Origin of the sequence: Mesorhizobium sp. M1088, assembly GCF_040318575.1 — a bacterium.
Classification (GTDB): Bacteria; Pseudomonadota; Alphaproteobacteria; order Rhizobiales; family Rhizobiaceae; genus Mesorhizobium.
On the sequence record NZ_JAMYMO010000036.1, the window covers coordinates 1 to 12,919 of the forward strand.

Consider the following 12,919-nt stretch of genomic DNA (forward strand, 5'->3'; position numbering starts at 1 on the left):
GCTCGTGTCCTCGAATGGCATCCCGAACCTCCCGGCGCAAAGCGCGCCAAACTGTTCGCGATGTCCTCGCACACCTGTTCGCGATGTCTCCGGTCCAAACACCTCCAAGAGGGGGAGATGTCCGGCAGGACAGAGGGGGGCGCGAAGGATCGCCGACGCTCGCTTCGCGTTCGCTCTGCCCTGGGATAACGACAGCACGATGGCCGCCACTTAACGCGAGCGGATGAACTCCGCGAAGGCGGATAGGGCATCGCGCATCGTCAGCCGGTTTTCCGGCTGCGATAAGATATCCTCCACCTCCGGCGGCTTCTTGCCGAGCAGCGCTATTTCGAGCGCTGCCTCCCCATAGAGCGCGAAAGACATTGTCCGCATGACCTCGGCCAGTGCGGCGCGGGCAAACAGCGAGCGCGGCGAGGCGTGGACCAGCATGGCCGGTTTGCCGACGGCGGCATCGCGCGACACCAGCCAGTCGAGCGCGTTCTTCAGGCCGCCTGGCATACCGTGGGCATATTCCGGGCAGGAGACAATGATGCCGTCAGCGGCGGTGACCGCGTCGATCAGCGCCGCTGCTTGCGGCGGCGTCCGCTCGCCTTCGTCGTCGGGGTTGAAGATCGGCAGCCGGCCAAGTCCATCGTAGACGGAGACGTGACAGTCCGGCGGCGCGTTTTGCGCGAGTGCCGCGACCAGGGCCGAATTGGTCGAGGCGGCGCGCAGGCTGCCGGAGATGGCGAGGATGTTCAGCAAAGGAATGGAGACCGGCTTGGGCGATTCGTTGCCGGGCACGCTACCACATGGTCTCCCTGTATTCCTCATCCAGCCAGCGGTCGGTCGCCTCGGCCGAATCGGCGAGCGCCAGCTGGTCGCGCAGGATCTGGCCGAGCGTCGGCAGCGTCGCGCGGTCGTACCAGCTCTCCGGCTTCCACAGTTCGGAGCGCATGAAGGCCTTGGCGCAATGCATATAGGCGGCCTTGACCGTCACCACGACGACGCTTTGCGGCGCCTTGCCGTCGACCGCCAGCCGCTCGCGTAACGCCGCATCGACGGTTATGCGGGCATCGCCGTTGACACGCAGCGTCTCGTTCATGCCGGGAATGAGGAAGAGCAGCCCGACCGAGGGATTGAGAAGGATGTTCTCCAGCGTGTCGAGCCGGTTGTTGCCCGGCCGGTCGGGGATGGCGATGGTCTTCTCGTCGAGCACTGCCACAAAACCCGGCCTGTCGCCCTTGGGCGTCACATCGGCATTGCCGGCGCCGTCGGACGAGCCGATCAGCACGAACGGGCTCTTGCCGATGAATGAACGGCAGTGGCCGTCCAATGTCTTCAATTCCTTGCGGATCGAGCCGTCGGTCAGCCGAGGCGTCTTGTAGATCGTCCTCAACTCGTCGCGCGTGGTGATGAATTCCATGCCCCTCTCCCCTTATTCTGATGCAATTCCCTAGGGAAAACGCTACGCGCTTTTCCCGGGAAAACCGCTACACACTTTCCTGGAATTGCTCTATTTGCCGGCCTTCTCTTCCTTGCCGGCCTTGTCCTCGAGCGAATGGCGCAGGATCAACGGCATTTGGCTTAACGTGAAGACAAGGGTAATGGGAATCGTGCCCCAGACCTTGAAATAAAGCCAGGCTTCCTCAGAAAAGTTGCGCCACACGATCTCGTTCAGCGCAGCCAGAAAAAGGAAGAAGAGTCCCCATCGGAAAGTGAGCTTGCGCCAGCCTTCGGCGTCGAGATTGAAGGCGGAATCAAAGACATAGCCCAACAGCGATCTGCCAAACGCCAACCCGCCAAGCAACGTGATGCCGAACAGGCTGTTGATGATTGTCGGCTTCATGAAAGCGAAGGTCTTGTCCTGCAGCCACAGCGCCAGCGCGCCAAACACAAACACCACGATGGCCGAGACCAACGGCATGATCGGCCAGCTGCGCGTCAAAATCCACGAAACGCTGAGCGATAGCGCCGTCGCCACCATAAAGAACGCTGTGGCAATCAGGATAGGCTCGCCGATATGGCCGAGGATCGGAAACTTCCCGACAAGCCACGCGCCGCGGATGGTGGTGAAAAAGAACACCAGGCCAGGCCCGAGTTCGAGCAGGAATTTCAGGCCGGGGTTCAACGCCCTGCGTCGCGGATCGGACGGGTCGCCTTCGAGGATGGGTGGGTTCATAGCGTCCTTCTTACGCATGATCCAATCCAAAGAGCCTGCAACTTTTCGGAATCATGCTCGTCAAGCCACTCCAGCGATCGCCCTGGCGAATTCGCTTGCGGAAAAGGGTTCGAGGTCGTCGACCTGTTCGCCGACGCCGATGAAATAGACCGGCAATTTGTGCTTTGCCGCGATCGCCACCAGAATACCGCCGCGCGCCGTGCCGTCCAGCTTGGTCATTACCAGGCCGTTGACGCCGGCGACATTGCGGAAGATCTCGACCTGGTTGAGCGCATTCTGGCCGGTGGTGGCATCGACCGTCTGCAGCACGGTGTGCGGCGCTTCCGGATCGAGCTTGCCCAGCACCCGGACGATCTTTTCCAGTTCCGCCATCAGTTCGGTCTTGTTCTGCAGCCGCCCGGCGGTGTCGATGATCAGCACGTCGGAGCCGGCCTCCTTCGCGCGCTCGAATGCATCGTAGGCGAGGCCGGCGGCATCGGCGCCGAGCTTCGAGGCAATGACCGGCGAGTTGGTACGCTCGCCCCAGATCTTCAGCTGCTCGATCGCGGCGGCGCGAAAAGTGTCGCCGGCAGCGAGCATCACCGAGAGGCCGCCATCGGTCAGCTTTGCCGCCAGCTTGCCGATGGTTGTGGTCTTGCCGGTGCCGTTGACACCGACGACCAGGATGACATGCGGCTTGTGGCTGAGATCGAGTTCTAGCGGCATGGCGACATGGGTCAGTACCTTCTCCACCTCGGCCGCCATGATGGCGCGGACTTCGGTGTCGGAGACGTCCTTGCCGTAGCGGCTGGCGGAGAGCGCGTCGGTAACGCGCAAAGCCGTCTCCATGCCGAGATCGGCGCGGATCAGCACATCCTCCAGGTCCTGCAGCGTATCCTCGTCAAGCTTCCGCTTGGTGAAGACGCCGGCGATGTTGCCGGACAACTCCCGGGAAGACCGGGCAAGCCCGTCTCGCATGCGCTGGAACCAGGAACGCCTCGGCGCCGGTTCGGGCGCCTTCTGCGGCTCGGCTTTCTGCTCGACCTTCTTGGTTACGGTGACTTTGCCGGGGGCGGGCTTTGGCTCCAGCGCTGGTTGCGGAACGGCTTCCGGCTCGGGCTTTACCTCCCCCTCGATGGGAGGGTGGGGCGCCGGCACGACCTCCGGTTCGGGCGCGATCTCGGTCAAGATCGGTTTCGTCTCGACCGGCGCTGGCTGGCGGATCGGGGGCGGTATTTCGGCGGGCGGGACTTCGTGCACTGGCGCTGCTGAGGGAGCCTCGGTGGGCACTACCGGCACTTCGACGGGTGCAGGTTCCAGCTGGGAGGGGACGATTTCTGGCTGCTGCGGCTCGGCCCGGATCTCCTCCGGTTCCTCAGCAGGCGTTTCCGGCTCGGGTGGAATGGTCGGCGGCGGCTCAGGCTTCTGCTCTTCCGGCGCCGGTTGCGGTGCCGGAGGCAACTCTGGTTCGACTGGCGGTGGAGGTACGGCTTCGACTTCGGGCCGCGATTCTTCGCGTTTCAAAAACTCCGGGACGGCCTGCTCGGCGACCGGTTTCAGCGCCTCCAGTTCGTCCCATTTGATCGGCGGCAGCGGCGCGGCCTCGTCGGGCCGCTCCTCGACGACTTCCTTCTTGCCGAACGAAAATATCTTCTTGAAAAACCCAGCCATGTCTTGCGCTCTCAGGCGGCGCGGGCGGCAAGCGGCGCGGCGATCAGTCGGATACCGTCATGGCCGGCGATATCAGCCTCGACAATGTCGCCCGGAGCGCCGGCAGAGACCGCGGCCAGCGTAAACCCTTCGGTGCGGCCAAGGCCGTCACGCTCGACCAGGATCGACTGATGCGTTCCAGCGAGCGAGGCAAGATGGCGGCGATAGGCGGCCTCGCCGGCGGCGCGCAGGCGTGCCGCGCGTTGCTTGACGACGTCGCGGCGGAGCTGCGGCATGCGCGCGGCGGGCGTGCCCTGGCGCGGCGAAAACGGGAAGACGTGGAGATGCGTCAGGCCGCATTCCTCGACGATCTCCAGCGAGTTTTCGAACATGGCGTCCGTCTCGGTCGGGAAGCCGGCGATGATGTCGGCGCCGAAAACAATGCCGGGGCGCAGTTTGCGCACATCCTCGCAAAAGCGGATCGACTGGTCGCGGCTGTGCCGGCGCTTCATCCGCTTCAGGATCATGTCGTCACCCGATTGCAGCGACAGATGCAGATGCGGCATCAGCCTCGGCTCGGTGGCGATGGCGTCCAGCAGATCGTCGTCGGCTTCGATCGAGTCGATCGAGGAAAGCCGCAGGCGTTTCACGTCTGGCACCTGCTTCAGGATGGTCTTGACCAATTTGCCGAGCTTCGGTGCGCCCGGCAGATCGGCGCCAAAACTGGTCATGTCGACGCCCGTCAGCACGATCTCGGCATAACCATTGCCGACGAGTCGCTTGATCTGCTCGACCACGGCGCCCATCGGCACCGAGCGCGAATTGCCGCGACCGTACGGAATGATGCAGAAGGTGCAGCGGTGGTCGCAGCCGTTCTGCACCTGGACAAAAGCGCGCGCCCGGCCCTCGATGGCGTCGACCATGTGGGCGGCCGTCTCGCGCACCGAAAAGATATCGTTGACGCGCGCCTTCTCAGTGTCGTTGATGCCGAAATCCGGCAGCGCGCGATAGGAATGCGCCTTCAGCTTTTCCTCATTGCCGAGGACGAGATCGACCTCGTCCATGGCGACGAAATCCTGCGGGCCGGTCTGCGCGGCGCAGCCGGTGACGATGATGCGGGCGGCCGGGTTCTCACGGCGGGCTTTTCTGATCGACTGCTTGGCCTGGCGTACAGCCTCGCCGGTGACGGCGCAGGTGTTGAAGATGATGGCACCGCCTTCGAGGCCGCCGAGGCCCGCACTTTCGGCTTCACGCCGCATCACCTCGGATTCATAGGTGTTCAGCCGGCAGCCGAAGGTGACGACCTCGATACCCTTGTTGCCAAGAGGAGCCATCAGGCGGCGCTTTCGGTGTCGCGCGCCCACGCCCCGGTCGACGGATCGAAGCTGCCGGAAAATTCCCATTCGGCGGCACCGGTGAGGATGACGTGGTCGTCGTCGCGCCACAAAACATGCAGCGAGCCGCCGCCGGGCGTCATCAGCGTGACGCCGCGGCCGGTACGCCGGGTGCGGGACGCGGCGACCACAGCGGCGCAAGCAGCCGTGCCGCAGGCCTTGGTCAGACCGGCGCCGCGCTCCCAGGTGCGGATGGCCATGGTCTCCGGCGAGGTCACCTGCGCGATGGTGATGTTGGCGCGCTCGGGGAAGATCGGGTGGTTTTCGAGCAGCGGGCCGAAGCGCTCGAGCTCGTACGACCAGACGTCGCGGTCGACCCAGAAGATGGCGTGCGGATTGCCCATCGAGACGACCGACGGCGAATGCAGCACCGGAGCATCGATCGGGCCGATCTGCAGCTCGATCATGCGGGTGTCGCGGAATTCCTCGGCCAGCGGGATGTCCTGCCAGCCAAAGCGCGGCCTGCCCATGTCGACCGAGATCATTCCGTCGGCATGTTCCTCGGCATTGAGGATGCCGGCGACTGTTTCAAAGGCAAATGTCTTCTGGCCGGTCTCGGCGGCGAGCGCCTGGACGACACAACGCATGCCGTTGCCGCAGGCTTGCGCCCTGGTTCCGTCGGAATTCAAGATGTCGATGAAAAAGGCGGTGCCCGGCGTCCTGGGGTCGTGGATCGCCATGATCTGGTCGAACCTGGTCGCCGCATCGGCATTAAGCGCGACGGCTGCCGCAGGCGCCACGCGATCGGCACGGCCACGCATATCGGCAACGATGATTTCGTTGCCGATGCCGTTCATCTTGGCGAAAGGGGCCGCGCTTGCCATCGATCGAAAGGTCTCTTGCCGGTTTGGCGCCTATATGGCGGATAGCGGCAGAAATTACCAGCGCGGCGTGATTTTCAAGTCACCGCGAAGACGCCAAGCACGATCAGCAGGAAGATGATCAGCACGATGCCGATGAGGATGCGCGCGCCGGTGGCGGCGGCTCCGGCCAGTGCCGGCATGCCGAGCAGGCTCGCCGCGGCCGCGATAATCAAAAGAATGATGATCCACCTGATCATGAGAGACACCTCGCAGCCGACAGGTTTGAACACCTACAAACGTCTATGTGATGCCTTAGGTTCCGCCGCGCTAGACCGCCGGCACGTCCCAGACTTCGCCCGGCCGCAAGGCGCGAAAACGTTGCCGCGGCAGGCCGGCAGCATCGAGCGCTTCGCCGAGCTTTCTGGGCGGCTCGTCGATCGGCTCGTTGGTGAGCCGGAACGTGCCCCAGTGACAGCCGGCTGCATAGGCGGCGTTGCACAAAAGCATGCCTTGCACCGCCTCCTCCGGATCCTGGTGATGTGGCGCCATGAACCAGCGCGGTTCGTAGGCGCCGATCGGCAGGATGGCGAGGCGGAAGCCGCCGTGCTTTTGCGCCATCAGCCGGTAATTGATGCCACCGTGGAAGCCGGTATCGCCGGCGAAATAGATCTTTGCGTCGGGTGTCTCGACGACGAAACCCGCCCACAGCGCCATGCGCCGGTCGCGAGTACCGCGGGCCGACCAGTGGTGCACCGGCTCGACATGGACGGCGACGCCATCGCCGATATCGACCCGGTCGCCCCAGTCATGCGCGGAAAGCCTCATACGGGGCACGGCAGCGCCGATGATCGTGTCGTTGCCGAGCGGCGTCAGCAGCAGCGGGTCGTGTCTTGTCTTCAGGCGCTTCAGCGTGGCGAGGTCGAGATGGTCGTAATGGTTGTGGCTGACCAGCACGAGGTCGATCGGCGGCAAATGCGAAAACGCGATGCCCGGCGGATTGACGCGTTTCGGACCGGCGAAGGAGAGCGGCGAGACGCGTCGCGACCAGACTGGGTCGGTCAGGATGTTCAGGCCGGCTGTCTGGACGAGCAGCGAGGAATGACCGACCATGGTGAGGCGCAGCGCAGAACCATCGATGCGCTCGACCGGTCTTGCCGGTGGAAACGGGCTCGGATCCGCCGCCGGCCATTTCGAGCGCTCGCGGCTCAATTGCCATTTCAACAGATCGGCAAAGCGACCCGGCGGCCGTCCGTCGGGATTGAAGAACAAGGTGCCGTCGAAATGATCGCTGGGCGGCCCGCTGTAATAGCGGTTGGCGGCTCTCTTTCTCGCGGCCAAGAAATCGGCTCCCTGCAGTTTGCTGATCCCAAGAGATAATGCCGGCGCCGGCCCGCACAAGCATTTGAGGTGAACGCCAAGGATTTGGCGCCAGCGCGCCGTATCGAATCAACCGGAGGTGTCGGCCAAACGGCCAAGGCGTAACGCAATTTCAGGCAATGTGAATTTTGCGACAAATTTGCAACATTACCGGCGCAAACCGTATTTTAACCATATCGGGTTGAAATTTCGCCACCTTCTCCATCTTGGTGAGGGGGACATTGCGCGGACGGCATCCCCAGCCCGATCCGACGGAGGTTGAAGAATGAAATTTTCGAAAACCGGCCCGCTGGCCGTATCGTTGGCCGTGCTCGTTGCGAGCGGCTGTTCAACCTCACGGTTCACATCGATGGATGAGCAGCAGCCGGCGCCGCTGGAAGCTGCGCCCGCCGGCAAGGTGACTGCAAACCAGCTGCCGCCACCGGCGACACCCGGCCCGGCCGACCCGTCGAAATTTCCGACCGCGCCGCAGAGCACGCAGGTCGCCTCGCTGCCGCCCGACGGGACGGCGCCGGCCGGTGCAGCCGACCTGACCGCGTCCAGCGTCGCCGGTGTTTGGAAGGCAAGCGTGTCCGGCCAGAGCTGTCAGGTGGCGACGCCGCAGACCAAATTCGGGTCGGGCTACCGCGCCGGACCGCTGCATTGCCCGGCGCCGCTCGATGGCATCAAATCCTGGAACGTCGCCGGCAAGCAACTGACGCTCTACGACGAGAATGGCGGCACGCTGGCACGGCTTTATTCCTCAGGCGGCGAGAAATTCGACGGCCAGACTTCCAACGGCCTGCCGATCTCGCTTACAAGGTAAGAAAACGGCCCCCATTGTTACGCAATTCCGGACGGAAAACCGTTACACACTTTTCCTGGAATTGCCTCTTTTGTTTTTTACGCAATTCCGGACAGAAAACCGCTACACACTTTTCTTGGAATTGCTCCGGAACGACGTGACCAATGCATCTGCGTGACGGCCTCCAGACCCATGCGACCGTCAAGCAGCGCTATGACCATCTGGTCGAGACGGGCGCCATCGGGCGCGATCCGGCGCAGGAGCGGATCGCCGCTGCGCTCGACCGGCTGATCGAAGAGATATCGGCAAAGCGGCTGGCGCAGAAATCAAGCGCGCTGGGGTGGTTGTTCGCCCGCAAGCGCGAGGTGCACGAGGCGGTCAAGGGCCTTTATATCCATGGCGGCGTCGGCCGCGGCAAGACCATGCTGATGGACATGTTTTTCGAGCTGCTGCCGGTGCGGCGCAAGCGCCGGGTGCATTTCAACGACTTCATGGCCGACGTGCAGGACCGCATCCAGAAGCACCGACAGGCTCGCAAGAACGGCACGGCCAAGGAGGACGATCCGATCCCGCCGGTGGCGCGCGCGCTGGCCGAGGAAGCCTGGGTGCTATGCTTCGACGAGTTCTCCGTCACCGACATCGCCGATGCGATGATCCTGTCAAGGTTGTTTTCGGCGTTGTTTGCCAATGGCATGGTGCTGGTTGCCACTTCCAATGTTGCGCCGCAGGATCTCTACCGCGACGGCCTGAACCGTCAGTTGTTTTTGCCGTTTGTCGCTATCCTGGAGCGCCACGCGCAGGTGCTGGCGCTTGACGCCGACAAGGATTACCGCCTCGACAAGCTCAGCCGCATGCCGGTCTACGTCACCCCGGCCGATGCCGCCGCCGACCATGCGCTCGACGACGCGTGGGCGGTGATGACACATGGCAGGCCGACGGCCGAGACGATGCTGACGGTGAAGGGCCGGCACGTCATGGTGCCGCGGGCTGCAGGGGAGGCTGCGCGGTTTTCCTTCGCCGATCTCTGCGAGAGGCCGCTCGGCGCCCGCGACTATCTTGCCATTGCCGCCCGCTTCTCGACCATCTTCATCGACCATGTGCCGGTGCTCGGCGAAGGCAAGCGCAACGAAGCCAAGCGCTTCATCCTGCTGGTCGATACGCTCTACGATCATCATGTACGGCTGGTGATGAGCGCCGCGGCACCGCCGGCGCAGCTCTATACGGCCAAGCGCGGCAACGAAGTCTTCGAGTTCGAGCGCACCGCATCGCGGCTGATCGAGATGCAGAGCCACGACTGGCTGGAGGACTGGGCGAAGAGGCAGAGGGCGCAGGGATCATCGACGGAGGCACGGCAGGCACAGGCGTGAGGGATAGTACCGAAGGGGGCGCTGCCGCCGGCGCCTATAATCGATAAACATACATGACGAACCCCTCCGCCGGCCCATGCGGCTCTTTTCGCGACTCGTAAAGTGCGCGAGCAGCGACATTGTCCGGCTCGGTGCCGACCCACGCCTCCTCACAGCCATGCTCGCGACCGAGTGCCAACATGGCGCCGAGCATCCTCGTCGCAATGCCCAGGCGTTGAAAGGCCGGCGCCACGCCGACCTCGTCTATGTAGAGTTCGCTCACCTTGTCCGGGTGGCGGTGGATGACGGCTGCGCATTGGCCAACGACGATGTCGTCGGCGAGGGCCACGACCATGAAATGACCGGGCTCCGCGAGATAGGCGGAGAGCCGATCCGGCCTGACCGGCTCGTCGAAGACTTCGTCGGCAACCCGCATCACAAGGGCGTCATCGCCAGGAAACAGCCTTCTGATTTCCACTGCCATTGTGTAGAATTCCTCTAGTCGGCTTCAGAATTTTGACGTTTACGTAATTCCCATTGTTTCTAACCGATTGAAATTACTCACTCCAAAATAATCGTTTGAATTTTTGTGCGGCCGGGGCTATTGCGTGCGGCGAATTTCGCGGTTCCGCAGCATTCCGGCCTCTTCCTCCGACGCCGTCATCAAATCGTCAAGGGTTTGGGCGCCGTCATAGTCAAAGGGAAAACATCCTGACATGGCACGCAACAAGATAGCGCTCATCGGCTCGGGCATGATCGGCGGCACCCTCGCCCACATGGTCGGCCTCAAGGATCTCGGCGACGTCGTGCTGTTCGATATCGCCGAAGGCATCCCGCAAGGCAAGGGACTGGACATCGCGCAGTCGTCGCCGGTCGATGGGTTCGACTCGAGGCTGACCGGCGTCAACGACTATGCCGGCATCGAGGGCGCCGATGTCTGCATCGTCACCGCCGGCGTGCCGCGCAAGCCCGGCATGAGCCGCGACGATCTTCTAGGCATCAATCTGAAGGTGATGGAGCAGGTCGGCGCCGGCCTCAAGAAATACGCGCCGAAAGCCTTCGTCATCTGCATCACCAATCCGCTCGACGCCATGGTCTGGGCGCTGCAGAAGTTTTCCGGCCTGCCCAAGAGCCATGTCGTCGGCATGGCCGGCGTGCTCGACAGTTCGCGCTTTCGTTATTTCCTGGCCGAGGAATTCAAGGTCTCGGTCGAGGACGTCACCGCCTTCGTGCTCGGCGGCCATGGCGATTCCATGGTGCCGATGATCCGTTATTCGACGGTTGCCGGCATCCCGCTGCCCGACCTCATCAAGATGGGCTGGACCTCGAAAGAGCGGCTCGACCAGATCGTGCAGCGCACCCGCGACGGCGGCGCCGAGATCGTCGGCCTGCTCAAGACCGGCTCTGCCTTTTATGCGCCGGCCGCCTCGGCCATCGCCATGGCCGAAGCCTATCTCAAGGACAAGAAGCGGGTGCTGCCCTGTGCGGCGTACCTCTCCGGCCAATATGGCGTCAAGAACACCTATGTCGGCGTTCCCGTGGTAATCGGCGCCGGCGGCGTCGAGCGGATCATCGAGATCGAGCTCGCGAAGAGCGAGCAGAAGATGTTCGACAATTCGGTCGCGGCGGTGCAGGGCCTGTGCGACGCCTGCGTCAAGATCGCTCCGCATCTCGCGGCCAAGTAAGCCGGTAGCCAAGCCCGCCAAGCAAGCTGGAGACATAGCGCATGAACATCCATGAGTATCAGGGCAAGGCGCTGCTGAAAGGCTTTGGCGCACCCGTGGCCGAGGGCGTGCCGGTGTTCAAGGCGAGCGAGGCGGAAGCTGCCGCCAAGGCGCTGCCCGGCCCACTCTATGTGGTCAAGAGCCAGATCCATGCCGGCGGCCGCGGCAAGGGCAAGTTCAGGGAGCTCGGGCCCGATGCCAAGGGCGGCGTCAGGCTGGCGAAGTCGGTGGCCGAGGTCGTCGCCAACGCCGAGGAGATGCTCGGCCATACGCTGGTCACCAAGCAGACCGGCCCGGCCGGCAAGCAGGTCAACCGGCTCTATATCGAGGACGGCGCCGACATCGAGCACGAGCTCTATCTGTCGATCCTGGTCGACCGCTCGGTCGGGCGCGTCGCCTTCGTCGTCTCGACCGAGGGCGGCATGGACATCGAGGCGGTCGCCCACGACACGCCGGAAAAGATCATCACCGTCGCCATCGACCCGGAAAAGGGCGTGACTGCGGACGATGTGAGGAAGCTCAACGCGGCGCTGAAGCTCGACGGCGACGCCGCCAAGGATGGCGCCACGCTGTTCCCCATCCTCTACAAGGCCTTTGTCGAGAAGGACATGAGCCTGCTCGAGGTCAACCCTTTGATCGTCATGAGGAGCGGCCGGCTGCGCGTTCTCGACGCCAAAGTGTCGTTCGACAACAATGCGCTGTTTCGCCACCCGGACGTGCTCGAATTGCGCGACACCACCGAAGAGGACGAGAAGGAGATCGAGGCGTCGAAATACGACCTCGCCTATGTCGCGCTCGACGGCAATATCGGCTGCATGGTCAACGGCGCCGGCCTCGCCATGGCAACGATGGACATCATCAAGCTCTATGGCGCCGAGCCGGCCAACTTCCTCGATGTCGGCGGCGGCGCGTCGAAAGAAAAGGTGACGGCGGCGTTCAAGATCATCACCAAGGATCCGGCGGTCAAAGGCATTCTGATCAACATCTTCGGCGGCATCATGAAGTGCGACATCATCGCCGAGGGCGTCATCGCCGCGGTCAAGGAAGTCGGCCTGCAAGTGCCGCTGGTGGTGCGGCTGGAAGGCACCAATGCCGAGCTCGGCAAGAAGATCATCAACGACAGCGGGCTGAACGTGGTGTCGGCCGATGACCTCGATGACGCAGCCAAGAAGATTGTCGCGGCGGTGAAGGGCGACTGATGCATCGGTTGCTGGCCATAGCGCTCTGCGGCATGGCTTTTTGGGCCAGCGCTGCTGCGGCCGCGGATAGTTCGAAGTCGCCCGCCTGGATCGGCAAGAGGGTCAATCTCTTCATGAACTTATGTCCGGCAACGGCGCCCAGCTTCGGCCGGTTCAACGCGGTTGCCCGGCAAAGCGGGTTCAAGGCCGGATCCGACGGGCTACAAGTCTACAAGGCTACGGAAATCGTTGCCTCAATCAAGAGTTCGAACGGTCGCTGCGACTGCCTGGTCTCCTTCGGCACCAACGATCCGAAGCTGGCCGCCAACATGATCCTGAAAAGGCTTCTGACCAAATATGGCAGCAGTTTCCAAGTCGATGATGACCCCAAGTCCCTTGGTGAATTGAGAACGTCTGGCGGCAATTTATCGGTGCAGATCGTGACGATCCGGCGCGCCGGGGGCCGATGGATCGGTGCTGTCGTTCACGGAAACCAAAAATGTCCAGCTTGAAAACAGAACTT

At 63.2% G+C, this 12,919-nt stretch carries 14 protein-coding genes; 5 read left to right on the plus strand and 9 right to left on the minus strand.

What is annotated here, in order from left to right; translation table 11 throughout:
• Positions 1-210: 210 nt before the first annotated feature.
• The 8 genes from NKH49_RS27460 to NKH49_RS27495 form a co-directional block, all read right to left on the minus strand.
• Positions 211-744: an NADPH-dependent FMN reductase gene (locus NKH49_RS27460; protein WP_352928820.1), complete on the minus strand. Its 534-nt coding sequence runs from the start codon at positions 742-744 to the stop codon at positions 211-213.
• Positions 745-784: 40 nt separating this feature from the next.
• Positions 785-1,405 carry a pyridoxamine 5'-phosphate oxidase family protein gene (locus NKH49_RS27465; RefSeq protein WP_352491642.1) on the minus strand — a complete coding sequence of 207 codons (621 nt, stop codon included), beginning with the start codon at positions 1,403-1,405 and terminating at the stop codon, positions 785-787.
• 90 nt (positions 1,406-1,495) lie between these two features.
• Positions 1,496-2,161, minus strand: a complete 666-nt coding sequence (locus NKH49_RS27470) for a septation protein A (protein ID WP_352493215.1) — start codon at positions 2,159-2,161, stop codon at positions 1,496-1,498.
• 60 nt (positions 2,162-2,221) lie between these two features.
• Entirely contained in the window at positions 2,222-3,811 is a 1,590-nt protein-coding gene (gene ftsY / locus NKH49_RS27475; protein ID WP_352615479.1) for a signal recognition particle-docking protein FtsY, read from the minus strand.
• A gap of 11 nt (positions 3,812-3,822) precedes the next feature.
• Positions 3,823-5,124, minus strand: a complete 1,302-nt coding sequence (mtaB, locus tag NKH49_RS27480) for a tRNA (N(6)-L-threonylcarbamoyladenosine(37)-C(2))-methylthiotransferase MtaB (protein WP_352615477.1) — start codon at positions 5,122-5,124, stop codon at positions 3,823-3,825.
• Entirely contained in the window at positions 5,124-6,008 is an 885-nt protein-coding gene (gene dapF, locus NKH49_RS27485) for a diaminopimelate epimerase (protein WP_352615475.1), read from the minus strand. The genes mtaB and dapF overlap by 1 nt, the downstream gene beginning before the upstream one ends.
• Positions 6,009-6,082: 74 nt before the next feature.
• The gene (locus tag NKH49_RS27490; protein WP_031195454.1) at positions 6,083-6,244 is read right to left on the minus strand and encodes a DUF1328 family protein; all 162 of its coding nucleotides are present in this window, start codon (positions 6,242-6,244) and stop codon (positions 6,083-6,085) included.
• A 70-nt stretch (positions 6,245-6,314) separates the two neighbouring features.
• Complete coding sequence (locus NKH49_RS27495; RefSeq protein ID WP_352540819.1) at positions 6,315-7,325, minus strand: MBL fold metallo-hydrolase; 1,011 nt, start codon at positions 7,323-7,325, stop codon at positions 6,315-6,317.
• A 304-nt stretch (positions 7,326-7,629) separates the two neighbouring features.
• On the opposite strand from NKH49_RS27495, the gene NKH49_RS27500 reads away from it, so the two are divergent.
• Together NKH49_RS27500 and zapE are read left to right on the plus strand one after the other, a co-directional pair.
• Positions 7,630-8,169, plus strand: a complete 540-nt coding sequence (locus NKH49_RS27500) for a protease inhibitor Inh/omp19 family protein (protein ID WP_352615473.1) — start codon at positions 7,630-7,632, stop codon at positions 8,167-8,169.
• Positions 8,170-8,312: 143 nt separating this feature from the next.
• Positions 8,313-9,515 (plus strand): cell division protein ZapE, encoded by a 1,203-nt coding sequence (gene zapE, locus NKH49_RS27505; RefSeq protein WP_352615472.1) that lies wholly within the window; start codon positions 8,313-8,315, stop codon positions 9,513-9,515.
• A 34-nt stretch (positions 9,516-9,549) separates the two neighbouring features.
• Here the strand turns inward: zapE and NKH49_RS27510 are convergent, their stop codons facing one another.
• Entirely contained in the window at positions 9,550-9,978 is a 429-nt protein-coding gene (locus tag NKH49_RS27510; RefSeq protein ID WP_352615470.1) for a GNAT family N-acetyltransferase, read from the minus strand.
• A 232-nt stretch (positions 9,979-10,210) separates the two neighbouring features.
• Here NKH49_RS27510 and mdh point away from each other — a divergent pair, with 232 nt between their 5' ends.
• Genes mdh through NKH49_RS27525 form a run of 3 tightly spaced genes read left to right on the plus strand, consistent with a single transcriptional unit; the run spans position 10,211 to position 12,908 of the window.
• Entirely contained in the window at positions 10,211-11,179 is a 969-nt protein-coding gene (mdh, locus tag NKH49_RS27515) for a malate dehydrogenase (RefSeq protein WP_352456335.1), read from the plus strand.
• A gap of 41 nt (positions 11,180-11,220) precedes the next feature.
• Complete coding sequence (sucC, locus tag NKH49_RS27520) at positions 11,221-12,417, plus strand: ADP-forming succinate--CoA ligase subunit beta (protein ID WP_352615468.1); 1,197 nt, start codon at positions 11,221-11,223, stop codon at positions 12,415-12,417.
• A complete protein-coding gene (locus NKH49_RS27525; RefSeq protein ID WP_352615466.1) occupies positions 12,417-12,908 on the plus strand; it encodes a hypothetical protein in 492 nt (163 codons plus the stop codon). Before sucC ends, NKH49_RS27525 begins: the two co-directional genes overlap by 1 nt.
• Positions 12,909-12,919 lie beyond the last annotated feature (11 nt).